20 protein-coding genes are annotated in these 22,500 nt (G+C 59.9%); 7 read left to right on the forward strand and 13 right to left on the reverse strand.

Annotation, left to right across the window (positions count from 1 at the left end; all coding sequences use genetic code 11):
* Positions 1-864 carry a hypothetical protein gene (locus tag ACZ3HG_RS11535; protein WP_465332867.1) on the forward strand — a complete coding sequence of 288 codons (864 nt, stop codon included), beginning with the start codon at positions 1-3 and terminating at the stop codon, positions 862-864.
* Between the two features lie 77 nt (positions 865-941).
* Here the strand turns inward: ACZ3HG_RS11535 and ACZ3HG_RS11540 are convergent, their stop codons facing one another.
* Genes ACZ3HG_RS11540 through ACZ3HG_RS11550 form a run of 3 tightly spaced genes read right to left on the reverse strand, consistent with a single transcriptional unit; the run spans position 942 to position 4,066 of the window.
* On the reverse strand, positions 942-2,813 hold the full coding sequence (locus ACZ3HG_RS11540) for an amidohydrolase (RefSeq protein ID WP_465332868.1): 1,872 nt from the start codon (positions 2,811-2,813) through the stop codon (positions 942-944).
* Positions 2,803-3,387, reverse strand: a complete 585-nt coding sequence (locus ACZ3HG_RS11545; protein WP_342214477.1) for an antibiotic biosynthesis monooxygenase — start codon at positions 3,385-3,387, stop codon at positions 2,803-2,805. Before ACZ3HG_RS11545 ends, ACZ3HG_RS11540 begins: the two co-directional genes overlap by 11 nt.
* Before the next feature lie 37 nt (positions 3,388-3,424).
* Positions 3,425-4,066 carry a hydrolase gene (locus ACZ3HG_RS11550; protein WP_465332869.1) on the reverse strand — a complete coding sequence of 214 codons (642 nt, stop codon included), beginning with the start codon at positions 4,064-4,066 and terminating at the stop codon, positions 3,425-3,427.
* 130 nt (positions 4,067-4,196) lie between these two features.
* Between ACZ3HG_RS11550 and ACZ3HG_RS11555 the strand changes: the two genes are divergently transcribed.
* Entirely contained in the window at positions 4,197-5,105 is a 909-nt protein-coding gene (locus tag ACZ3HG_RS11555) for a LysR family transcriptional regulator (RefSeq protein ID WP_191934468.1), read from the forward strand.
* A gap of 51 nt (positions 5,106-5,156) precedes the next feature.
* Here the strand turns inward: ACZ3HG_RS11555 and ACZ3HG_RS11560 are convergent, their stop codons facing one another.
* Entirely contained in the window at positions 5,157-6,020 is an 864-nt protein-coding gene (locus ACZ3HG_RS11560; RefSeq protein WP_191934467.1) for an EamA family transporter, read from the reverse strand.
* Positions 6,021-6,083: 63 nt separating this feature from the next.
* Between ACZ3HG_RS11560 and ACZ3HG_RS11565 the strand changes: the two genes are divergently transcribed.
* Positions 6,084-6,623, forward strand: a complete 540-nt coding sequence (locus tag ACZ3HG_RS11565) for a MarR family winged helix-turn-helix transcriptional regulator (protein ID WP_191934466.1) — start codon at positions 6,084-6,086, stop codon at positions 6,621-6,623.
* 47 nt (positions 6,624-6,670) lie between these two features.
* On the opposite strand, the gene ACZ3HG_RS11570 is transcribed toward ACZ3HG_RS11565, so the two are convergent.
* The 3 genes from ACZ3HG_RS11570 to ACZ3HG_RS11580 are packed head-to-tail and all read right to left on the reverse strand — an operon-like array spanning position 6,671 to position 9,360.
* Positions 6,671-8,251 (reverse strand): MFS transporter, encoded by a 1,581-nt coding sequence (locus ACZ3HG_RS11570; protein WP_465332870.1) that lies wholly within the window; start codon positions 8,249-8,251, stop codon positions 6,671-6,673.
* The gene (locus tag ACZ3HG_RS11575; RefSeq protein ID WP_191934464.1) at positions 8,248-8,667 is read right to left on the reverse strand and encodes a DoxX family protein; all 420 of its coding nucleotides are present in this window, start codon (positions 8,665-8,667) and stop codon (positions 8,248-8,250) included. Before ACZ3HG_RS11575 ends, ACZ3HG_RS11570 begins: the two co-directional genes overlap by 4 nt.
* A gap of 51 nt (positions 8,668-8,718) precedes the next feature.
* Positions 8,719-9,360 carry a hydrolase gene (locus ACZ3HG_RS11580; protein WP_465332871.1) on the reverse strand — a complete coding sequence of 214 codons (642 nt, stop codon included), beginning with the start codon at positions 9,358-9,360 and terminating at the stop codon, positions 8,719-8,721.
* Between the two features lie 292 nt (positions 9,361-9,652).
* Between ACZ3HG_RS11580 and ACZ3HG_RS11585 the strand changes: the two genes are divergently transcribed.
* Positions 9,653-10,474 (forward strand): alpha/beta fold hydrolase, encoded by an 822-nt coding sequence (locus tag ACZ3HG_RS11585; RefSeq protein ID WP_191936746.1) that lies wholly within the window; start codon positions 9,653-9,655, stop codon positions 10,472-10,474.
* A gap of 37 nt (positions 10,475-10,511) precedes the next feature.
* Here the strand turns inward: ACZ3HG_RS11585 and ACZ3HG_RS11590 are convergent, their stop codons facing one another.
* From ACZ3HG_RS11590 to ACZ3HG_RS11605, 4 genes are all read right to left on the reverse strand, one after another.
* Positions 10,512-11,366, reverse strand: coding sequence for an alpha/beta hydrolase (locus tag ACZ3HG_RS11590; RefSeq protein WP_191934461.1), 855 nt, complete (start codon positions 11,364-11,366; stop codon positions 10,512-10,514).
* Positions 11,367-11,595: 229 nt separating this feature from the next.
* Positions 11,596-12,519, reverse strand: coding sequence for a sugar ABC transporter substrate-binding protein (locus ACZ3HG_RS11595; RefSeq protein WP_191934460.1), 924 nt, complete (start codon positions 12,517-12,519; stop codon positions 11,596-11,598).
* 112 nt (positions 12,520-12,631) lie between these two features.
* Positions 12,632-13,408: a TIM barrel protein gene (locus ACZ3HG_RS11600; RefSeq protein ID WP_465332872.1), complete on the reverse strand. Its 777-nt coding sequence runs from the start codon at positions 13,406-13,408 to the stop codon at positions 12,632-12,634.
* A gap of 5 nt (positions 13,409-13,413) precedes the next feature.
* The gene (locus ACZ3HG_RS11605) at positions 13,414-14,433 is read right to left on the reverse strand and encodes a Gfo/Idh/MocA family oxidoreductase (RefSeq protein ID WP_191936748.1); all 1,020 of its coding nucleotides are present in this window, start codon (positions 14,431-14,433) and stop codon (positions 13,414-13,416) included.
* A gap of 188 nt (positions 14,434-14,621) precedes the next feature.
* On the opposite strand from ACZ3HG_RS11605, the gene ACZ3HG_RS11610 reads away from it, so the two are divergent.
* The 3 genes from ACZ3HG_RS11610 to ACZ3HG_RS11620 are packed head-to-tail and all read left to right on the forward strand — an operon-like array spanning position 14,622 to position 19,194.
* Positions 14,622-16,598 carry a sigma-54-dependent Fis family transcriptional regulator gene (locus tag ACZ3HG_RS11610; protein ID WP_465332873.1) on the forward strand — a complete coding sequence of 659 codons (1,977 nt, stop codon included), beginning with the start codon at positions 14,622-14,624 and terminating at the stop codon, positions 16,596-16,598.
* A 50-nt stretch (positions 16,599-16,648) separates the two neighbouring features.
* Positions 16,649-17,317 carry a TerC family protein gene (locus ACZ3HG_RS11615; RefSeq protein WP_465332874.1) on the forward strand — a complete coding sequence of 223 codons (669 nt, stop codon included), beginning with the start codon at positions 16,649-16,651 and terminating at the stop codon, positions 17,315-17,317.
* A gap of 44 nt (positions 17,318-17,361) precedes the next feature.
* A complete protein-coding gene (locus ACZ3HG_RS11620) occupies positions 17,362-19,194 on the forward strand; it encodes an ABC transporter ATP-binding protein (protein WP_465332875.1) in 1,833 nt (610 codons plus the stop codon).
* Between the two features lie 50 nt (positions 19,195-19,244).
* On the opposite strand, the gene ACZ3HG_RS11625 is transcribed toward ACZ3HG_RS11620, so the two are convergent.
* Positions 19,245-21,053 carry a hypothetical protein gene (locus tag ACZ3HG_RS11625; RefSeq protein WP_465332876.1) on the reverse strand — a complete coding sequence of 603 codons (1,809 nt, stop codon included), beginning with the start codon at positions 21,051-21,053 and terminating at the stop codon, positions 19,245-19,247.
* A 203-nt stretch (positions 21,054-21,256) separates the two neighbouring features.
* Positions 21,257-22,384: a GNAT family N-acetyltransferase gene (locus ACZ3HG_RS11630; RefSeq protein WP_465332877.1), complete on the reverse strand. Its 1,128-nt coding sequence runs from the start codon at positions 22,382-22,384 to the stop codon at positions 21,257-21,259.
* Positions 22,385-22,500 lie beyond the last annotated feature (116 nt).

Here is a 22,500-nt window from a genome sequence, read left to right on the forward strand (position 1 = left end):
ATGAAATCGTTACTGCTGTGTATCATCGCACTGCTCTCAGGCTGTGATAACCCCAGTGCACCGGTCACCCGCACCGTTAAAGTGTGGCTGGGTGATGCCACAGACGGCATGCAGTCTGCGCTGGGCGACGATCTGACCCGCGACTGTGACGACACGATGTGCTGGTATAATTTCACTAAGCCCTCGCAAAGCGGCAATACCCTCAATCTGGTGCTGGGCGGCGATCGCCCTTTCACCATCGACGGTGTGTTCTCTTTTACCGCTCCGGTCTACCAAGAGAACCACAATCGTTTTGATGAGATCAACATTTACCCCCTCGGCCTGCCGGAAGACAGCCTGCTGGCGGATAGCCGCAGGTGGTTCTATCAGCTGGTAGAGCGCCTTCAGGCCGCCGGATGGCAGCGTTTTATTATGCAGGATGATCCGCGCTTGCCGGGGTCAGAAGTGGCTAACGCCGCGCGGATTGAACAGGTGATGACCACGTCCAGCCTCACGACGCCGTTTAACGACCCGTCATCGCCGCTCAATAACGCGCAGTGGCGAACGCTGCCATTTTTAGCCGACTGGTATTTTTACCGTGGTAATGAATACCTGACCCTGCGCGTACAGCGTCAGAACAGCGACACCGCCCCTGAGGAACGCGGGACTTACCTGTACACCCTGGTGTTCCGCAGTGAGCAACAGACGTATCAGGACTATTTCCCGTATGAGGATCGTCACCGCTGGAAAACGCTGTTACCTGCGCTGTTGAAAACCATGGCGAAACAGCGGGCGGAACAGGAAGCGCGACTGCGCGCGGCAGGCATCAGGATTGATGAGAACTATCACGACCCGGCGATCGGTGCGCTGAGCGGGCCTGACTAGCCCAGCGCGGGTTGATCCAAAATCTGTAAACGGCTCAGGCGCTGGGGTTGCCGGGGGAAGGCAGGTCTGACCCTCAATCAGAACGCGAAGCAGGAACAGCCCAGCGCGCCCCAGAAGGCATTATCATCCGACACCGGCACGCTGGAGCGGCGCGCGACATCGTGCGAGTGGCTGTGCACACCGCACGGGCCGCTGCACTGGTGCGGCTGTGAGGCAAAAGCCACGCGCCCATTCGCCAGCGGCGGTGCGCTGCGGTAATGCCCTGGGGTGGTCACCACCGGCGACCATTCCGGCAACACCGGCACCGGCGGCGGCGACAGCGGGCTGAAGCGACCTGCCGCATACACCACCTCGCCATTCACCACGGTCAGCACCGATTCAATGCCTTTAATCGCCTCTTCGCTGACGCTGAAATAGTCCTGCGACAAAATCGCCAGGTCAGCCAGCTGCCCCACTTTAATCTGCCCTTTTTTCCCCTGCTCGCTGGAGAACCAGGCGCTGCCCTGGGTCCACAGCATCAGCGCGGTTTCACGGTCCAGACGGGCACTGACGTCATACATCGCCATGCCGCCAACGGTGCGGCCGGACACCAGCCAGTAAAGCGCCGTCCACGGGTTATAGCTGGCTACGCGGGTGGCGTCGGTGCCCAGCCCCACCGGGACCCCGGCTTCCAGCATTTTCGCTACCGGTGGCGTCTGCTTCACCGCCTCATGACCGTAGCGCTCGGCAAAATATTCCCCCTGAAACGCCATACGGTGCTGTACCGCAATCCCGCCGCCCAGCGCTTTTACCCGCTCAATATTGGCTTCGGTGATGGTTTCGGCATGGTCGAAAATCCAGTGCAGGCCGTTGAACGGGATCTCACGGTTCACTTTCTCAAAGACGTTCAGCATGCGGCTGATCGACTCGTTATAGGTGGCGTGCAGGCGGAACGGCCAGCGGTGCTCGACCAGGTGACGCACCACGCGCTCCAGCTCATCTTCCATACCGGGGGCCAGGTCAGGGCGCGGCTCAAGGAAGTCCTCGAAGTCGGCAGCAGAGAACACCAGCATCTCGCCTGCGCCGTTATGACGGTAAAAATCCGTGCCCTGACCCGGTTTCAGCATGTCGGTCCAGCGCTCAAAATCTTCCAGCTCATGGCCGGGACGCTGGGTAAACAGGTTATAGGCGATGCGCACCGTCAGCTGTTTTTTCTCGTGCAGTTCGCCGATCACCGCGTAATCATCCGGGTAGTTCTGAAAACCGCCGCCCGCATCGATAGCGCTGGTCAGCCCCAGTCGGTTCAGCTCACGCATAAACTGACGGGTGGAGTTCACCTGCTGTTCAAGCGGCAGCTTCGGCCCTTTTGCCAGCGTGGAGTACAGCAGCATCGCGTTCGGACGGGCGATCAGCATGCCGGTCGGGTTGCCGTTACCGTCGCGCTGGATCTCGCCCCCCGGCGGGTTTGGCGTGTCTTTGGTATAGCCCACCACGCGCAGGGCGGCGCGGTTAAGCAGCGCACGATCGTAAAGGTGCAGAATAAACACCGGCGTATCCGGGGCCGCTTCGTTGATCTCATCCAGCGTTGGCATACGGCGCTCGGCAAACTGGAATTCGTTCCAGCCGCCGACCACGCGTACCCACTGCGGATTAGGCGTACGCAGCGCCTGCTCTTTCAGCATCCGCAGGGCATCAGCCAGCGACGGCACCCCCTCCCAGCGCAGTTCCAGGTTGTAGTTCAGCCCGCCACGGATCAGATGCAGGTGCGAGTCGTTCAGGCCCGGGATCCCGGTATGGCCCTTCAGATCCACCACCCGGGTGTCGTCCCCGGCAAACTGCATCACTTCCGCTTCACTGCCTACCGCGAGGAATTTACCGTCTTTTATCGCCACCGCCGTTGCCAGCGGGTTTTCACGGTCAACGGTGTGGAACTTACCGTTGGTCAGAATCAATGAGGCATTATTCATCATTACTCTCCGGGCTGATTTTCCCGCGCGGGGACAGCCAGTTTTTTAAAAGACGCGTTATCGCCGGCATCCACAGATACACCACCAGGCCGACCACGCAGGCATCGTTGAGAAAATGTCCCCACAGCGTACCTTTGCTGACGGGCAACACCGCCCCCCAGAACCAGGGAACCAGATTGGTGGAGGGGAAAATCACCGCCAGGGTGACCAGAAACTGCTTCCACTGCCTGGGGGCCACCCGCGCCGGGTCGGCCGGGGTAAACCAGAACGCCGCGCCGGGGCGCATCTCAATGTGCTCATTCCCCGCCAGCAACCCGCCCAGCTCCGCCACATGTGCCGCACGCTGCGTTGAGTTCAGCCACTGGTAAAGATTATCCAGATTGTCGAATCTGACCAGTATGGTCCAGGTCATTTCACCGTGTACCGGGCGCAGGACGTTGACACCCAGATGTCCGGGGAACAGCGCGGCCTGCGGCATAATGGCTTCCAGCCAGCGTTGATAGTCGTCCTGCTTGCCGGGCAAAAGGCGGTGCGTAATAACCAGAGTGATATGTTCAGGCTGGTGGGGATAGTCCACGATGTTCTCCTTTATGCCCCCCGCAGGGGCCGGGTCATCAGGCTTTACGGGCCGGGGCTTTATGGACCAGGGTGTAGGCATAGTCCACGCCCATGCCGTACGCGCCGCTGTGCTCGCGCACCAGGTCCATCACGTCGTCATATGTCTCTTTACGTGCCCAGTCGCGCTGGTACTCCAGCAGCACCTGCTGCCAGGTCACCGGCACCGCCCCCGCCTGCACCATCCGGTCGACAGCACGTTCGTGCGCATCCACGCTGGTGCCCCCGGAGGTGTCGGTCACTACGTACACCTCAAACCCCTCTTTCATCGCCATCAGCGCCGGGAAGGTCAGACACACTTCGGTCCACAAGGCGGAGATAATCAGCTTCTTACGGCCCGTCGCTTTCACCGCCTTCACAAAGGCCTCATCTTCCCATGAGTTCATTGAGGTGCGCTCAATCGGCTGCACCTCCGGATGCACCGCCAGCAGCTCCGGCCAGATGTAGCCGCTGAAGCTTTCCGTTTCTACCGAGGTGTAAATCGTCGGCACGTTAAAAATCTTTCCTGCTTTTGCTAAAGCAACGGTGTTATTTTTAAGCTGCTGACGATCGATGTTAGCCACACCGAACGACATCTGCGGCTGATGGTCGATGAAAATCAGGGCGGAGTTCTGTGGGTCCAGCAGGTCGAATTTAGACATTTTTTTATTCCTTTTACGTTTCAGGTTTCGGGTTTGTCTTGCGTGTTGACACAATACGAAATGGCCGCCCCGGTTGATAACGGAAAGAATTCAGGAAGTTGTTAAACAAATTTTGGGTTTGGGGAACACCATGCGATTAAACCTTGAAGCGCTGCTGATTCTGGATGCACTGGACCGTCACGGTACCTTTGCCGCAGCGGCGGCCAGGCTGTTTAAAACTGCTTCGGCACTGAGTTATACGGTGCAGAAGATGGAAAGCGATTTGAATATCACGCTGCTGGATCGCTCCGGTCACCGTGCCACATTTACCCCCACCGGACGCCTGATGCTGGAGAAAGGACGCATTCTGCTGCGCGCCGTGGGCGAACTGGAACAGCAGGCGCAGTACGTGGAAAGCGGCTGGGAAAGTCAGCTTACCCTCAGCCTGGATGCCTCCGTGCCGTTTGCCCTGCTGTCCGGGCTGATCGATGAGTTCTATCAGGCGCATCATCACACCCGCCTGCTGTTCCGTCAGGACGTGCTGGCAGGCTGCTGGGAAGCGCTGAGTTATGGCCTGGCCGATATTGTCTTTGGGGCCGTACAGGAGCCGGTGCGCCACAGCGGCGTGAGCTGCGTGCCGGTGGGCTGGCTGGAATATACCTTTGCGATTGCACCACATCACCCGCTGGCGGCGCTGCCCGCCCCGCTGCTGCGTGAGCAAATCCGCCAGTACCGGGCCGTGGTAGTACACGACACCTCGCGCCACGCCGAAGGCACCGACCTGCGCGTGCTCGACGAACAGCCGATCCTCAGCGTACACAGCTTCAGTGACAAGGTTCAGGCGCAGGTTGACGGGCTGGGCTGCGGCTACCTGCCGCGCTATCTGGCGGCCCCGCATCTGGCAAACGGCACGCTGGTAGAACGCCAGCTGGACAGCGAAACCCGCCGTGATCAGGCGTTCCTGGCCTGGAATGACAGCGCGACCGGCAATGCCGCGATGTGGTGGCGTGAACGCCTGCAGAGCTTTGAGGGGATCCGCAGCGTGTACGCCGCAGAATAAACGGTGACGCCCGGCAGCACCGGGCATCCGCAATCAGAGAGTGCCCCTGCCTTAACGGCCGCGCGACATTTTCCACTGCACGGCAAACACGCTGGCCAGCACGACGACCAGCCCGGCCAGCGCCGTACCGGTTATCGACTGCCCCAGCAGTACCCAGCCCAGGCCCACGGCGCAAAGCGGGCTCAGTAAGCCCAGCGAGGCCACGGCTACCGTGGGCAGCCGCGCCACGCCGCGAAACCAGAGCGTATAGGCCAGCAGCGCCCCGGCCAGGCTCAGATACCCATAGGCCGCCCACTGCGGCAGGGTCAGCACAGGCAACGCGGCCTCCATCTGCCAGGCCACAGGGGCCAGCATCAGCCCACCGATCGCCAGCTGCCAGCCGGTCAGCGACAGGACGGGAAGGTCGATCTTCCAGCGGCGCGTCAGCCAGACGCCGGTCGCCATACAGCCCGCCCCGACGATGGCCGCCGTGATACCCACCGGTTCAAAGACCGTCTGCGGTGACAGCAGCAGCATCGCCATCCCAATCACCCCCGCTACCGATGCCCACAGGGTGGTTTGCGCCGGTGAGCGGCGGTCGACCGTCCAGGTCAGCACCATCACCAGCAGCGGCTGGATGGCCCCCAGCACCGCCGCCAGCCCGCCGGGCAGCCGGTAGGCAGCGACAAACAGCAGCGCCTGAAACACGCCGATATTTAATGCACTGAGCACCAGCAGTCGCCAGACATCTTTCCGCAAGGGCAGCCGCCGGGTAAACAGCAGCAGCAGCAGGCCCGCAGGCAGCACGCGGATCAGCGCGGCGGTGAACGGCCGGTCCGGCGGCAGCAGTTGTGAGGTGACGATATAGGTTGATCCCCAGATAGCGGGGGCCAGGGCGGTCAGCATAATGTCGCGCAGATAGGATCCTGTGTTCATGACTTTACCTTCAATTCAAGATATCATGATTGTGTTGATCACTTACCTTGAAGTCAAGATAAAATGAAGCCTTCTTCTCACCGGCCGCCGCGCGATGCGGTCGACACCATCCTCGAACAGTGGCAGCGCGAACGTCCCGACCTGGATGCCAGCCCGATGGGGCCGATTGGCCGCCTTAAGCGCTGTACCGTCCTGCTGGAACAGCAGCTGGAAGCCTGGTTTTCGCGCTTTGATTTGGCCAGCTGGGAGTTTGATATGCTGGCGACGCTGCGCCGTGCGGGTGCGCCTCACTGCCTCAGCCCCACCGCCCTGTTCTCCGCGCTGATGGTGACGTCAGGCACCATGACCCACCGCCTGAAACGTCTGGAAACCCGGGGACTGGTGGCGCGCGTCGCCAGCGCAGAGGACGCGCGCAGCACGCTGGTACAGCTGACGCCTGAAGGGCTGGCGCTGATTAATCGTCTGGTCGGGCCGCATATTGAAAACGAACGGCAGATCCTGTCGGCGCTGCCTGCCGGTGCGCTGGCGCAGCTTGATGCCTCACTGTCGACGCTGCTGCTGGCGTTAGAGGCCGGAAACCGGGACAGCAACCCGCCCGAATAAGCACGGCGCAGGGGGCGACCGGACAAAAGATCGCCCCCTGACAGGGATTATTCCAGCGAGATAAAGTGATGCACTTTAGGTTTCTCCTCCCCCTGATGGAAGCGCGTCACGCTCTCCTGTAAGTCTGCATCCGCATGGGAAACACGCTGGTGCTGGCGCAGGTGCTCATGCCAGGATTCGACCAGGAACCACTCGATCAGCGTGGTCGCCTCCTGGCTGTGCCCGGCGATGCCCCAGGCGTAGGCCCCATCGCGGCGGCGGATCAGCGACAGCTTTTTCATCTCCGCCAGGAAGGCCGGGCGATCTTCTGCCTTTACCTGGTATTCAATCTGAATCATGACCGGGCCCCGGTCTGCCGTGACGTCTGTCTCCAGCGCCGGTTCATCCCAGTGGCCGGAAGGCTGCAGATCAGCGTCGCCCGTCGGCAGCGTCAGACGCAGGCACAGCAGCGCGGTGAGCGTCAGCACCACGGCGGCGATCAGCAGGGTATTCACCAGCCCGGTTTCCTGCGCCACCAGCCCCCAGAACAGACTGCCAGCGGCCATGGCACCGTTAAAAATCATCAGATACACCGCCAGGCCACGGCCGCGCACCCAGTCCGGCAGAACGGCCTGGGCCACCCCGTTCAGCGAGGTCAGGGCGATAATCCAGCTGACACCCAGCAGGACCATCAGCGGCAGGGCCAGGGCTTTAACCGGCAGCAGGGCAATCACCACCATCACCAGCGCGGACAGCCCCGCCGACAGCAGCATTAATCCGTCAACCTTCATCCGCTGACGCAGCACGGGCAGCAGCAGCGCACCGACAATCGCCCCCACGCCCACCGCACCCAGCATCGTGCCGTAAAACCCGGCGCTGCCCTGCAGAAGATTGCGCGCCACCAGCGGCAGCAGTGCCCAGATAGCGCTGGCAAAGAAGAAGTAAATCGCGGCGCGAACCAGCACCCGGTGCAGTTCCCGGCTGGCTTTGACGTAGCGGATACCCGCCCGGAACGCGCCGAGGAAGTGTTCAGACAGCTCGGTTTTCGCTTTGTGCGGGCGCTTCCACCAGATCAGTGCGGTGATGACAAACACGTAGCTCAGGACATCGGCACCGTAGGCCGCCCAGGCCCCGAGCGCCGCCAGCAGCAGCCCGCCGGTCGCCGGGCCGACGGCACGGGCGATATTGATGCCCAGTGAGTTCAGCGCCACCGCATTCTTCAGCTGTGGGCGCGGCACCAGCTCCGGCACAATCGCCTGCCAGGCCGGGCCCATCAGCGCCGCGCCGATGCCGCCGATAAAGGTCAGCGCCACCAGGTATTCCACCGTCAGCAGGTTGTGATGGGAGAGAAACAGCAGCGTGCCGCTGACGCTGGCCAGCAGCAGCTGGACAAAAATCAGCAGGCGGCGGCGGTCGAGAATATCGGACAGCACCCCGGCAGGGATCGCCAGCAGAAAAATGGGCAGCGTGGCGGCGGTCTGCATCAGCGCCACCGCCGCCGGGTTGGACGACAGCCCGGTGACCAGCCAGGAGCTGGCCACGTCGCGCATAAAACTGCCGGTATTGCCGAGAATGGTTGCCGCCCAGATCACCGCGAACAGCCCCTGCTTCAGAGGCGCAAACGCCCCACCTGCGTTATTCTGACTCATTTTGCCGCCCTCCTGTCATTCCATGCCACGTACACCAGCGCACCCGCCAGGCCAAGATGTTCAAAAAAGCCATTCATCACGCCGCCGCGCTCCGTCACCGGCACCTGCCAGAAGCGGTTCGCCATAAAGGTCGCGGCAACGGTAAACAGCGCCAGCGCCAGCGCGCCCAGCCAGCGTCCCCGACCGCTGAGGATCATCAGTGATGCGACCAGTTCCAGAACGATCACCGCCGCCGCCATCGGCGCGGCCGGCGACAGGCCGAAATGCTGCATCTCGGCGATGGCGCCTGGAAAATCCAGCAGCTTGACCAGCCCGCCCTGAAGGTAGGCAGAGCAGAGGGCTAACAGCGCCAGCCAGCGGACGGTGACCGATCCGGACGCGCCGGAGGACAGAGCAGAAAGGGAAGCGTTACGCATGGTTCTCTCCTGCCGGGGCGACGCGTGGTCAGCCCCGGCATCAGTGGGTTATCAGGCTTTGCGGGCCGGGGCTTTATGGACCAGGGTGTAGGCATAATCCACGCCCATGCCGTACGCGCCGCTGTGCTCGCGCACCAGGTCCATCACGTCGTCATATGTCTCTTTACGCGACCAGTCGCGCTGGTACTCCAGCAGCACCTGCTGCCAGGTCACCGGCACCGCCCCCGCCTGCACCATCCGGTCGACAGAACGTTCGTGCGCATCCACGCTGGTGCCCCCGGAGGTGTCGGTCACTACGTACACCTCAAACCCCTCTTTCATCGCCATCAGCGCCGGGAAGGTCAGGCACACTTCGGTCCACAGGGCGGAGATAATCAGCTTCTTACGGCCCGTCGCTTTCACCGCCTTCACAAAGGCTTCATCTTCCCATGAGTTCATCGAGGTGCGCTCAATCGGCTGCACCTCCGGATGCACCGCCAGCAGCTCCGGCCAGATGTAGCCGCTGAAGCTTTCCGTTTCTACCGAGGTGTAAATCGTCGGCACGTTAAAAATTTTGCCCGCTTTCGCCAGGGCTACCGTATTATTTTTAAGCTGCTGACGATCGATGTTAGCCACACCGAACGACATCTGCGGCTGGTGGTCGATGAAAATCAGGGCGGAGTTCTGTGGGTCCAGCAGGTCGAATTTAGACATTTTTTTATTCCTCTTCGTTATCCGTCAGCGATGGTGTGAGTGAGTGTTGTGCTGCTGGAAACAAGATTACGTCCGGCGGGGCAAGGCGGATAGCGGAAAGAATTTGGCAACTCGTTCAGATTTTTTTGACAGGCGTTTTGCCAGTAAACAGAAAGGAATGAATAACTAAATCATACAGATATCTTGATAAGGATTTTCGGACAAGTTGTCAAAATTAATGCCTTATCTTTCTTTTAACCGGGGAGTTAACGTAAGCCACAACATCACGTCATCCACCTTAGAGGTTACAGATATGAGCACATTCACCACCACTGACGGCACGCAAATTTATTTCAAAGACTGGGGTACCGGTAAACCGGTTCTGTTCAGCCACGGCTGGCCGCTGGATGCCGATATGTGGGACAGCCAGATGAATTTCCTTGCCGAACGTGGCTATCGGGCTATTGCCTTTGACCGCCGTGGCTTTGGCCGTTCTGACCAGCCGTGGGACGGCTATAACTACGATACCTTTGCCTCCGACATCAACGACCTGATTGAGCATCTTGACCTGAAAGAGATCACCCTGGTGGGCTTTTCAATGGGCGGCGGGGACGTGACGCGCTATATCGGCCGCTACGGTAGCGACCGCGTCAGTGCGCTGGTGCTGCTGGGGGCGGTAACGCCAATTTTCGGCAAGACAGACGACCATCCTGAAGGCGTGGAAAAAGCAGTATTTGACGGCATTCGTAACGGATTACGCAAAGATCGCGCACAGTTTCTTAAAGACTTTGCCACACCGTTTTACGGGATCAACGCCGGACAAACTCTTTCAGACGGCGTCCTGATCCAGACGCAGAATATCGCGCTGCTGGCCTCACTGAAGGGCACCATTGACTGTGTCACCGCCTTTGAAACCACGGATTTCCGTGAAGATATCGCGAAGGTGACCGTACCCACGCTGGTGATCCACGGCAGCAACGACCAGATTGTGCCATTTGAAGCCACCGGCAAGCTGGCCGCCGCGATGATCCCGGGCTCAGAACTGAAAGTGTACGACGATGCGCCTCACGGCTTTGCGGTAACCCATCAGGATCGCTTAAATCAGGATCTGCTGGCGTTCCTGCAACAGCAGTAACACCTCCCACAGGCCGACCGAAACAGAAGGTCGGCCGCTAGGTTCTGGCCGCCAGCCACACCGCATAGGCCTCATCCCAGATGGCGGCTGGCGTACCGGCCTTGCCGAGGCCAAAGCCGTGACCCCCCTGCGAAATACGGATCATCTGAACCGAGACCCCTGCCTTACGACAGGTATCGTGCATGATCACGCTGTTTTCCGGGTCAGAGGTGTGGTCATCTTCTGCCTGCGCCAGAAACAGCGGGGGATAGGCGCGGGTCACGTAGTTTTGTACCGACCAGTTTGCTTCCTCCGCCGGGGAGGGGTGATTGCCCACCAGCGACAGGTGCGTATTGGTGTGGGTATACGGCGGTTCGAGGGTGATCACCGGATAGATCAGCCCGACGCTGTCCGCTTTTGGCACGATCTGGTCGATCGTATCCTGCGGGGCATAGGAGGCATAATCCGGGCGCGCCGCCGCAAGACCAAACATATGCCCGCCGGCGGAAAAGCCGAGCAGGTGCACGTTATTTTCCATTGACCGCACCAGCCGTATGGCACGCTGGGCATCCTGAAACGCCACGCGATTGCCATCCTGCCAGTGTTCTCCCGGCAGGCGATAACTCAGCACATAGGCGGTATAGCCCTTGCTGTTGAGCCAGCGCGCCACCGGCCAGCCTTCGCGCCCCATCCCAATCCAGCGATAGCCGCCTCCCGCAGCAATCAGCACCGCGCGGCCGTTAGGGTTTTCAGGAACAAAGCGCTGAATACCGGGGCTGACAATGTTGGACCATGAGCCGTTGGCCGAAATGCGTAACGCCCCGCTCGGCCCGCCGCCGCCGGGAGGTTCATCGGGCCAGAGCGGGAAAAAATCCTGACGGGCAAATAGCTTATCGGTGCTCATGGCAAGCATAAACGCACCGGTACCCATGATGAACCGGCGGCGACTAATCAAGATACATGTCCAGCGTTCTCAGCAAAAAACAGGGGGTGAGTATTGAGCAACAGCCGGGGCTGGCTCAGCGGCGAAATAGTATGCATATCACGCATAAAATGCCACTGAGATCACACTTTTTTCGGCGCAAATGGGAAAATAGTCGGGGAGATGGCTGCCGGGCCCTGCGGTCAGGGCCCGGTGGGGATTACTTCAGGTTTTTACTGGCAAACGCCTCATAGTTCTCTTTGGTGATCACCTGGTAGGGGATCCACATAAATTTGTCGCCCGCTTTACCTTCGATGACCTGTTTTGCCATCGTGACTGCGCCTTTCCCCTGGCCGGCGGCATCCTGGAAAACGGTTAAGGTCAGCTTGCCGTTTTTGATGAACTGCAGCGCATCCGGCGTACCGTCAATGCCCGCCACCAGAATATCTTTTCTGCCGCTCTGGTTCAGCGCCATGATCGCCCCAATCGCCATCTCATCATTATTAGCGGCTATCGCATCAATCTTATCGCCGGACAGCAGCCAGCCGGAGGTCACATCGACGGCTTCGTTACGCATCCACTTTGCAGACTGCTTCTCAACCACCTTCATCTCTTTATATTTGGCGATGACCTCTTCAGTGGCTTTGGTCCGCTGGCGGGCTTCTTCCGCTGACAGGGCCCCCATCAGAATGGCCACATTACCTTTGTAATTCATTTTTTTCGCCAGGGCTTCCATCTCCATCCGCCCGCCCAGCAGCGAGTCGGAACCGACATACGCCATCTTCCCGCTCAGTTCGAGTTCCGGCTTGCGGTTAACGAAAATCAGCGGAATATTGGCGCGCTTCGCCGCCTCCATCATCGGCTTCACGCCCTGGGTATCCACCGGGTTGAGGATAATGGCGTCCACGCCCTGGTTAACAAAGTTCTCCACCTGCTGTACCTGTACCGCAACATCGCCTTTGGCATCTTCGAACTGCCCCTGGATCTGCTCTTTTTCCATCTCCTTCGCCATCTGCGTTCGCAGAATAGAGACGAAATTCAGGTCGAAATTCGCCAGTGCAACGCCAATACGCAAATCTTTTGCGTGGGAAGCGGGCGCGAGTGCCAGCGCCCCAATCAACAGTGCAATTTTATTCACGTTCATAAAGAGATTCCTGTAGGTGTCGGTAAGTTATTATTTTTGGCGGGTCAGCAAAGCGAACAATGCCGATCCTGAGCAAAACAGCGGCCAGGGCTGGCCGCACAACGGCCTGACATTATTCAAAATGCGCTTTGAAACTGGCCAGGGCCGCCTCACTGTCCCCTGACGCCCAGCCTTCCAGCGCAATGACCCCGCGGTAGTTTATGGCCCGCAGCGCGCTGGCCACCGCCCGGTAGTTAATCTCGCCGGTGCCCGGCTCACAGCGCCCCGGCACATCAGCCACCTGGATCTCTCCAATGGCGTGACCGCAGCGCCTGACCAGTTCAATCAGATTGCCCTCCCCGATCTGCGCGTGGTACAGGTCGAGGTTCATCTTCAGATACGGGCTGTTCACCGCTTCCACCAGCGCCAGCGTATCCGCCGCCCGGGCAAACGGCGTACCCGGATGGTCAACGGCCAGGTTGAGGTTTTCCAGAGTAAACACCCGCCCTGCTTTCTCCCCCAGCGCGGCCAGTTTTTCCAGCGTGCGCACGGCTTTCACCCACATCTCGCCGGTGACGATCGCCACCGGTTTCACCGGCAGGCCCTGGTTATCCAGCCCGGTGCCGTGCAGGTTCAGACACGGACAGTTGAGCCGTTCCGCCACCGCCAGCGACTCTGCGGCGCTGCTCAACAGATTCTCTGTCTCGTCATCGTCCGTCAGGTTACCCGTCAGATAGCCTGTCATTGAGGTAAAGCGGGCCCCGGTCGCCGCCAGCGCGTCAATGTCTTTATTGTTCCAGTGCCAAATCTCCACGCCGAAACCCAGCTGATGAATACGCTTCACCCGTTCAATAAAGGGTAAATCCAGAAAAACCATTTCGGCTGACACCGAAAGACGATAGTCCGACATCGCTGTTATCCTCGTAGTTGAATCGGTTTGCCCTGGCGGACAGATGCGATACAGGCCAGGGCGATTTCCAACGCGTTACGCGCATCTTCACCGGTGGCGCGTGGGGTTTCCCCGCTGGCCGCACAGCGCACAAACTCACTCAGTTCGGCCACATAGGCCTCTGCCAGCAGGTCCGTATCCTGGCGGGAGGTCTCAATCGCAATCCCGCCCGCGCCGTAGCGCACGCAGTTATTGACGTTAATATTGCCCATCTGGAACATGCCGTTACTGCCGAACACTTCTGCCCGCACGTCGTAGCCGTAGACGGCTTCAAAGCTGGCATCGGCCACCGCTATCGCCCCGTTATCAAAACGAATCGTCACCACTGAGGTATCCAGAAGCCCCTTGTCTTTAAAGTCCGGGCGCACCAGCGCATCCGCAATCGCATACACCTCCACCGGTTTCGCACCGGGATTGCAATGCAGCAGCGTGTCAAAGTCGTGGATCAGCGTTTCCAGATAAATAGTCCAGGGCGGGATACCGCTCGGGTCACGCAGCGGCGACGGATCGCGGGTCAGGGAGCGGATCAGCTGCGGGGTGCCGATCTCCCCCGCCGCGATGGCGGCCAGCGCGGCGGCAAAGCCACGGGCAAAGCGACGGTTAAAGCCCACCTGTAACACCACTCCCGCGCTGCGGGCGGCGGCAATGGCGTGGTCGGCTTCTTCCAGGGTAATGGCCATCGGTTTCTCACAGAACACGTGCTTGCCGGCGCGGGCGGCAGCGGCCACCAGCTCCGCGTGGGTGCGTGCCGGGGTGGCGATCAGTACCGCATCAATCTCCGGATCGTCCAGCATCGCCTGCGGTTCACTGTAAAACTTCCCTGCGCCGAGCTGCTCTGCCAGGCGCTGTGCCGCCCCCGGCACCGGGTCGGCAACGGCGGCCAGCACCGCCCCCGGCACTTTTTGCGCCAGCGACGTGGCATGGAAGCTCCCCATGCGCCCTGCGCCGATTAATCCCACACGTACGCGATTGTTTATGACTGACATTGTGTTCCCCTTAAGGTGGCTGGCTGACGTTTTCCTGACTCAACAGACATAAGCAAACCCTATGCCAGGGTGCTTAAGCCCGTCTGACGCGGCGCGCGCTGCTCGTGGCGATCACAAAATGGACACAAATAAAACATGTCAACTTAACATGTCGATAAAATGGACATTCCATGAGAGGGGAGTAACTGATGAACCAGCCACATCTATCCGCCGCGATCCGCGCAGAGCGTGACGGGCAGCCGCAGCTGCCTGCGGGACGTGAAGCCAGCCACTGGGACAGCCTGCTGGAGCAGGCAAGACGCGACTTCGATGCCGGGCGGGAGCCGGCATTTGTGCGTCCGGAGGTGCTCAGTTCGTGGCAGCGCAGTCGCGACGCCAGCATTGATCCGTCGCACTTTGCCTATACTTCCCCGCCGGAGGAGGAAGTCAGGCAGATTCTGGCCGACAACGCTGAACTGATTGGCGTCGCGGGCAGCATTATGGAAAACCTGCTGGCCTACAACCCGGACGGGCATATCAATCTGACCAGCGCGCAGGGTATTACCCTCTCCTGCTGCGGGCGCGACCTTACGCCCGTCGGCAGTATTCTCACCGAGTCTGAAATGGGCACCAACTGCACGGCCTGCTGCCTGAAGCAGCAGCGGCTGGTGTATATCCTTAACGGTGAAAACTGGAAGCTTGCCCTGCGCCAGCGCCACCTGCAGTGTGCGGCGGCCCCGATCCGCGATGCCGGGGGACAGATGATCGGCGTGCTGACCCTCACCGCCAGCCAGGATAATTTTCACTATCACACGCTCGGTACGGTGCAGGCCGCCGCCGAGGCCATCCGCCAGCAGCTGATCCTGCAGGCCCTGCTGGCCGAACAGACGTCGATCCTGGAAACGCTGAATGAGGGGGTGATCGTGCTCGATCGCGCTGGGACGATCAAAACCATTAACCGCTATGCCCGGCAGATCTTCCAGATCGCAGTGCGGGCTGGCCAGCAGGTGGATGATCGGCTTAACCCGGAAAATATTCACCTGACCACCACGACATTCTGTAACGACCGCGAAATCACTTTCACCCCCGCAGAGGGTCAGCGCATCTCCTGTCTGGTGTCGGTGATGCCCGCCCCGGGCGGCGGCAGGGTAGTCACCCTGCGTGAAAATCAGCGCATCCGCGCTATCACCCGCCGGGTGATGGGTGCCCGCGCCAGCTACACCTTTGATATGCTGTGCGGCAGCGCGACAGCACTGCAGGAGGCCCTGGATAAAGCGCGCAGCAGCAGCCGCAGCGACAGCACGGTGCTGCTGACCGGCGAGAGCGGCACCGGCAAGGAACTGTTTGCCCAGGCGATCCATAACGGCAGCCTGCGCAGCGGCGAACCCTTTATTGCCGTCAACTGCGGCGCGCTGCCGCGTGACCTGGTGCAGAGCGAACTGTTTGGCTACGTGGACGGCGCGTTTACCGGATCCCGTCGCGGCGGTGCGGCAGGCAAGTTTGAACTGGCCGAAGGGGGAACGCTGTTTCTGGATGAGATCGGTGATATGCCGCTGGAGGCACAGACCAGCCTGCTGCGCGTCCTGCAGGAGAGTGAGGTGGTGCGCATCGGTGCCTCACAGCCGGTGAAAGTCAACGTACGCATCATTGCCGCCACCAACTGCAACCTGATCCGGGCGGTGGAGACCGGCGCTTTTCGTCGCGATCTCTACTACCGTCTTAACGTCATTTCCATTCCGATCCCGGCCCTGCGCGAGCGCAGCAGCGATATTCCGGCGCTGACCGAGTGGTTCCGCGAGAAAGTCTGTACCCAGCTGAAGAAGATCAACGTGCAGTTCACCCCCCGCGCCCTGGACGCCCTGAGCCAGTATCCGTGGCCGGGCAACGTCCGCGAACTGGAAAACATCGTCGAGCGGACGATCAACATGACCAGCGGCCTGTTTATCGATGTGCAGGATCTGCCGGATGAGGTGATGCAGGGCAGCCTGTTCGCCCCTGCGGACCCCCGCCCTGCGCCACGGCAGGCAGCACGCCTTGACAGCCAGGAGCGTGCGCATATCATTAGCACGCTCGACGCGCTTAACGGCAACCTGCGTCAGGCCGCTCAGGTCATGGGGCTGTCACGCGCCGGGCTCTATAATAAACTGAAAAAATACCAGATCAGCGCCAACGACTTTCGCCGCTGATGTCAACGGGTCACCCCGTGGCCCTTCTCCTCTGCGTTAACTGAGTGCTTATGTGGTTCGAACATCTTGATTTCGCCGTTATCCTGCTGCAAATCGTGGCGATTGATCTGCTACTGGGGGGCGATAATGCCGTGGTGATCGCCCTCGCCTGCCGCAAACTCCCGCCGAACATACAGAAAAAAGCCATTATTCTCGGCACGCTTGGGGCCATTGTCGCCCGGGTGGTGCTGCTGATCATCGCCGTGCAGCTACTGGCACTGCCGTGGCTGAAGGTGGCCGGTGGCCTGCTGCTGCTGTGGATTGGTTTTAAGCTGGTCAGCAATGACGAGGAAGAGGCCAGCATCGGCAGCGATACCCGCCTGTGGAAAACGGTCCTGACGATCACCCTGGCCGACGTGGTGATGTCGCTTGATAACGTACTGGCCGTGGCGGCCGCCGGGAAAGGTAACGTCTGGCTGGTGTCCCTGGGCGTGCTGATCAGCATTCCGGTGATTGTGATGGGCAGCAAACTGGTGCTGAAAGTGCTGTCGCGCTTTCCGTTTATCGTCACGCTGGGCGGCGGGCTGATCGGCTGGATTGCGGGCAGTATGCTGGTGACAGACCCGGCGCTGCTGCGTTTTACCGGCCATCTGACGTCTCTGCACTGGATTGCCGGCACCGTCGGCGCGCTGCTGGTGATGGGGTATGGCGTAGGGAGAAGTGTACTGGCAAAGCCCTGATGCACTAAACTCCAGGTTTCCTGCCGTAAAAGTGAGCCTGCGTTATGCTGTATCGCCGTTTTGAAAGGATGATCAATATCTTCAGGGATGCCCCGGCCGACACGCCGCCCGCTAACGTCTGGGCATTCTATCTGTTCTATCTGCGTCAGGTATGGCCCTGCTTCGCGCTGTTGCTGGTGATTGGGCTGGTGGCGTCGCTGATCGAAGTGGCGCTGTTTCGCTACCTCAGCCGGATAATCGATCTGGTCAATACCAGCCCCGCCGCCACCTTTTTTAGTGACCACGGCGGAGAATTGCTGTGGATGGTCGCCGTCGCGCTGCTCTTCAGGCCCCTGTTTATTGGCCTGCATGACCTGCTGGTGCATCAGACCATCAACCCCGGCATGACCAGTATGATCCGCTGGCAGCATCATAACTACGTGCTGCGCCAGAGCCTGAACTTCTTCCAGAATGATTTCGCCGGACGTATCGCCCAGCGCATTATGCAGACCGGTAGCGCCCTGCGCGACTCGGCGGTGCAGGCGGTGGATGCCCTGTGGCACGTGCTGATTTATGCCATCACCACGCTGGTGCTGTTTGCCGAAGCCGACTGGCGGCTGACCGTTCCGCTACTGATCTGGATAGTCGGCTACGTGCTGTGCATGCGCTACTTTGTGCCGCGCGTGAAGGCCCGTTCGGTCGCCTCCAGCGATTCGCGTTCGCGGCTGATGGGCTGCATTGTCGACGGTTACACCAATATCACCACGTTAAAACTGTTCGCTCACAGTGACCTGGAGCAGCAGTATGCGCGCGAAGCAATCAGCGACCAGACGGTGAAAACCCGCCGTCAGGGACGGATGGTGACCAGCATGGACGTGGTGGTCACCACGCTGAACGGCCTGCTGATTATCAGCACCACCGGTCTGGCCCTGTGGCTGTGGACGCAGTCGCTGATCAGCGTCGGGGCCATTGCCCTCGCCACCGGCCTGGTGATCCGCATCGTCAATATGTCGGGCTGGATTATGTGGGTGGTGAACGGCATCTTCGAAAATATTGGCATGGTGCAGGACGGCCTGCAAACTATCGCCCAGCCGGTGAAGGTCAGCGATAAACCCCACGCCCCCGCGCTGCAGGTTAAGCAGGGTGAAATCCACTTTGACGCCATCCGCTTTAACTACGGTGGCGAACGCCAGGTGATCGACGATTTACAGCTGACGATCCGTCCCGGTGAAAAAATTGGTCTGATCGGCCCGTCCGGGGCCGGGAAGTCGACGCTGGTCAATCTGCTGCTGCGGCTGTACGACCTGAACGGCGGGCGCATTGTGATTGACGGCCAGAACATTGCAGAGGTCAGCCAGGAGAGCCTGCGGGCGCAGATTGGCATGATCACTCAGGATACGTCACTGCTGCACCGGTCGATTCGCGACAACCTGCTGTATGGCCGCCCGGATGCCACAGAGGACGAACTGATGCAGGCCGTGCATCAGGCGAAGGCCGACGAGTTTATCCCGCAGCTGTCTGACTCGCTGGGGCGCACCGGGCTGGATGCCCACGTGGGCGAACGCGGCGTGAAGCTCTCCGGGGGCCAGCGTCAGCGTATTGCCATTGCCCGCGTGCTGCTGAAGGATGCGCCGATCCTGATTATGGACGAAGCGACCTCGGCGCTGGACTCCGAAGTGGAAGCGGCCATCCAGGAGAGCCTGGAAACGCTGATGGGCGGTAAAACGGTGATTGCCATCGCGCACCGGCTGTCGACCATTGCCCGCATGGATCGGCTGGTGGTGCTCGAACAGGGGCGTATCGTCGAGATCGGCAGCCACGGCGAACTGCTGGCAAAAGGCGGCCTGTATGCGCGCCTGTGGCAGCACCAGACCGGCGGTTTTGTCGGCGAATCGTGACGGGGGTGACGCGGGTCGGGCATGCCCGACCCGTGAATGATTACCGGCGATCAGCCCTTATACGGCTTCAGCTCAATACCGTAAGCTGTGCCGTTAACGTACACCTTCAGATGTTTGGTTGAGGCGTTAAACTGGTCGTTGTTCAACACCTTACCGCGCATCAACAGCTCATTGTCATTGTTAAAGCCAAAGCCGACGGCAGGTCGCCCCTGCCAGTGCTGGTGAAAAGCCGTGTCGGGCGCGGCATCCAGTACGGCGATCTCTTCCGCGCTGGCAGCGCGGTAGGCTTTATCAAACATAAAGTGGATCCCGGCGCTGTAACGGTCGAGGGAGTTGGTTTCCAGCAGGGCACTACAGAACCCGGTGTATTTGGCAATTTTAACGTACAGCCTGGTTTTTTCCCCCGCGCTGCCCGGCTGCAACAGGACGCGCGTCACCGGGCAGGACCCCTGTCCGGACCAGGTGGCGATATAGCTTTTATCCCCGGTTTTCTGCAGGAAGATATCGGCGGCCCCTTCGGCGGTACGTTCCGTGGCGTCAGTCTGGGTGGTGGGCATACTGCTGTAAAACGCCGAGCCGATAATGCGAATGCGTGCCTGGGTGGTGTTATGCGAAAAGAACAGCTCGCCAACGTAGAACCACTTCTCTTTATCGCTGCGGTTATCCATGCGCTCCGTGCCGGGGGTGGTGAGATACTCGTAGTTCAGTGAGCCGTTAATTTTGATACCGTGGTTTTCAATGCTGACGTTGCCCTGCTCGTAGATCGACAGTTCCGGCCAATCCTCAATGCCGCTGCCGTCAACAAAATCCAACCCCTTGCCGTTCTGCACGTTGAACTGCTGATTGACGATGCGCGCGCGGTAACAGCGCATCGGGTTGGCACAGGTTTCCATATTGAACGCTTCAATCGACCACTGGCCAAAGGCGATATTGCCGGGATATTCGCTGTGTTCGATCCAGCCGTTGTAGATGGCAGACTGCCCGGCGCGCTGCAGGTCGATGGCGGGGTTGGGGCCGGTACTGCGCTGAATGTTGAAATTGCACAGCTCAATGGCGGTGATATGGTCCCATTTGCCCTGCACCTGACCGGACCAGGTGCCGTAAACCACGGTGCCGGTACAGTCGCGGGCGTACCACTGGTCAATTTTGCAGTCGAGAGTGTCCACCAGGTCCAGCGAGCGGCCGCCCATATTGTAAAACATCACGCTGGTGACGCGCACAAACTGCCCGCCGGGAATAATGTTTTTAAAGAAGCCTTTGGTATTTCTCGCCCCTTCTTTACTTTCACCGTCAACAATCAGACTGGAGACTTCCATGTAGCGTGCTTTCACGCTGAACATCACATTACTGGCTTTATCGGAGACCAGCTGCGTGGAAGGGTAATAGCCAAAGTTAACGTGCTCACCCGCCACGCGGAATTTAGCCACTTCTTCGCCGGAAATATCAAACTTCGACAGCATAAATTTCCCGGCAGGGAATTTGATACCGAGGGTAGGATTAACCCGTTTCGACCAGGTCCACATGCGGTTAACCGCTTCAATACAGTCGGTCTTGCCGTCTGCCAGCGCGCCAAAATGGACCACGGTGACTTCGTTATAATCGGTCAGCGCGCGCTTCCAGCGTTTACCGCCCGGCGTCACGCAGTTGACGCCGTGATCGTGCGGTGTGGTGGTGTCATTAACGTCGAAGACAAATAAGCCGCCGCCCATTTTATAATCTTTGCGGTACTCCAGCACCATCGCCACTTCACCCATGCCGCTGGGTTCGGTCAGGCGCAGATCTTCAAATGTCTTCACGGTGATAACGCTGGTAGGCATGCTGGCGTTCGGGCTGTTAGAGCTGGACGTAGTCGCTGACATAAGTTACCCCGGCAAAATATAAGGTGAAATGGTGAAATCCATTAAAGTATATTCGGGGATAGTGTCGGCGTGACGTCAGGGCCAGCCTTAACCGGGTGATTAAGCTGATGAATTTTGCTTATGTCAGGAAATAAGACTGCTGTCTGACGCTATTTCATCAGCGGATAAAGATATTTACCAGATTATCCTTAGTACGATTCTTCTTACTCCAGGGACTGACGCCACGGCAGGGCCGAACGCGCCTCTGCTGCCCATGCCTGCACCCCGTCGCGCTCCTGCTGCAGGAAATCAGCAACGGCTGCGTGTAAGCCCGGATGGCGCAGCCGGTGCCAGGATTCGGTCAGCACCGGCTCAAATCCGCGGATCAGCTTATGCTCGCCCTGCGCCCCGGCGTCAAAGCGCTTCAGCCCGTGTGCAATAGCGTACTCCATGCCCTGATAAAAACAGGTTTCAAAATGCAGGCGGTTGAACTCCTCCAGACAGCCCCAGTAGCGGCCGTAGAAGGTGTCACCATCGACCAGGCTGAAGGCCATTGCTACCGGCTCCCCACGCTGGCTGGCGATCGTCACGCGGATCGCCTGCGGCATCCGTTCTGCCAGCAGGCTGAAGAAAGTGCGCGGCAGATAAGGCTGGCGGCCGCGAATCAGGTAAGTATTGGCGTAACAGGCATAGACAAAATCCCACTGCGCTTCATTCAGCTCCGCGCCCTGATACCAGACAAACTCCACGCCCTGGCTGGCGACCAGCTCGCGCTCTTTACGCAGCTGTTTGCGTTTGCGTGAGGTCAGGAGATCGAGGAAATCCTGAAAGTCGCGAAAACCCCGGTTGTGCCAGTGGTACTGGCAGCCCAGGCGCGGCAGCCACAGCGGATCCTGCTGCAGCGCCTGCCTGACGCGGTCATCGCTGAAATTAATATGACCGCTGTACAGCTGTTGCTGTTCGAGGAACGTCGGCACTGCCTGCAACAGCTGCGCGGCCGCCTGCTCATCGCCCAGCAGCCGTGCGCCGCTGACCGGACTGAACGGCACCCCCGACAGCCATTTAGGATAGTAAGGGATGCCTGCCCGTTCGCTGGCTTCGGCCCAGGCATGATCGAAGACGTATTCACCCATGGAGTGCTGTTTGGCATAGCCCGGCATCGCGGCCCGTGGCATCCCGTCCTCCAGCCACAGCAGATGCTGCGGCTGCCAGCCGCTGGCGCGGCTGACCGCGCCGCTCTCCTCCAGCGCCGAAAGAAACGCATGACGTAAAAAAGGCTGATCGTTGGGGGTCAGGGCATCCCACTGACTGGCGGGAATATCGGCCAGCTGTGTCAGGACCATCAGGGACATCGGCGTGCTCCGCAGTTACCACAGGGAAAGGCCTACGTTGACCGCTTTTCGTGCCGGGATCAATCCGTTATTACGGCGGCCTGCATGTAAAGAAGGCTCATACTCATTCTCATTAT

The organism is Erwinia sp. PME.40.26/001, assembly GCF_055556675.1.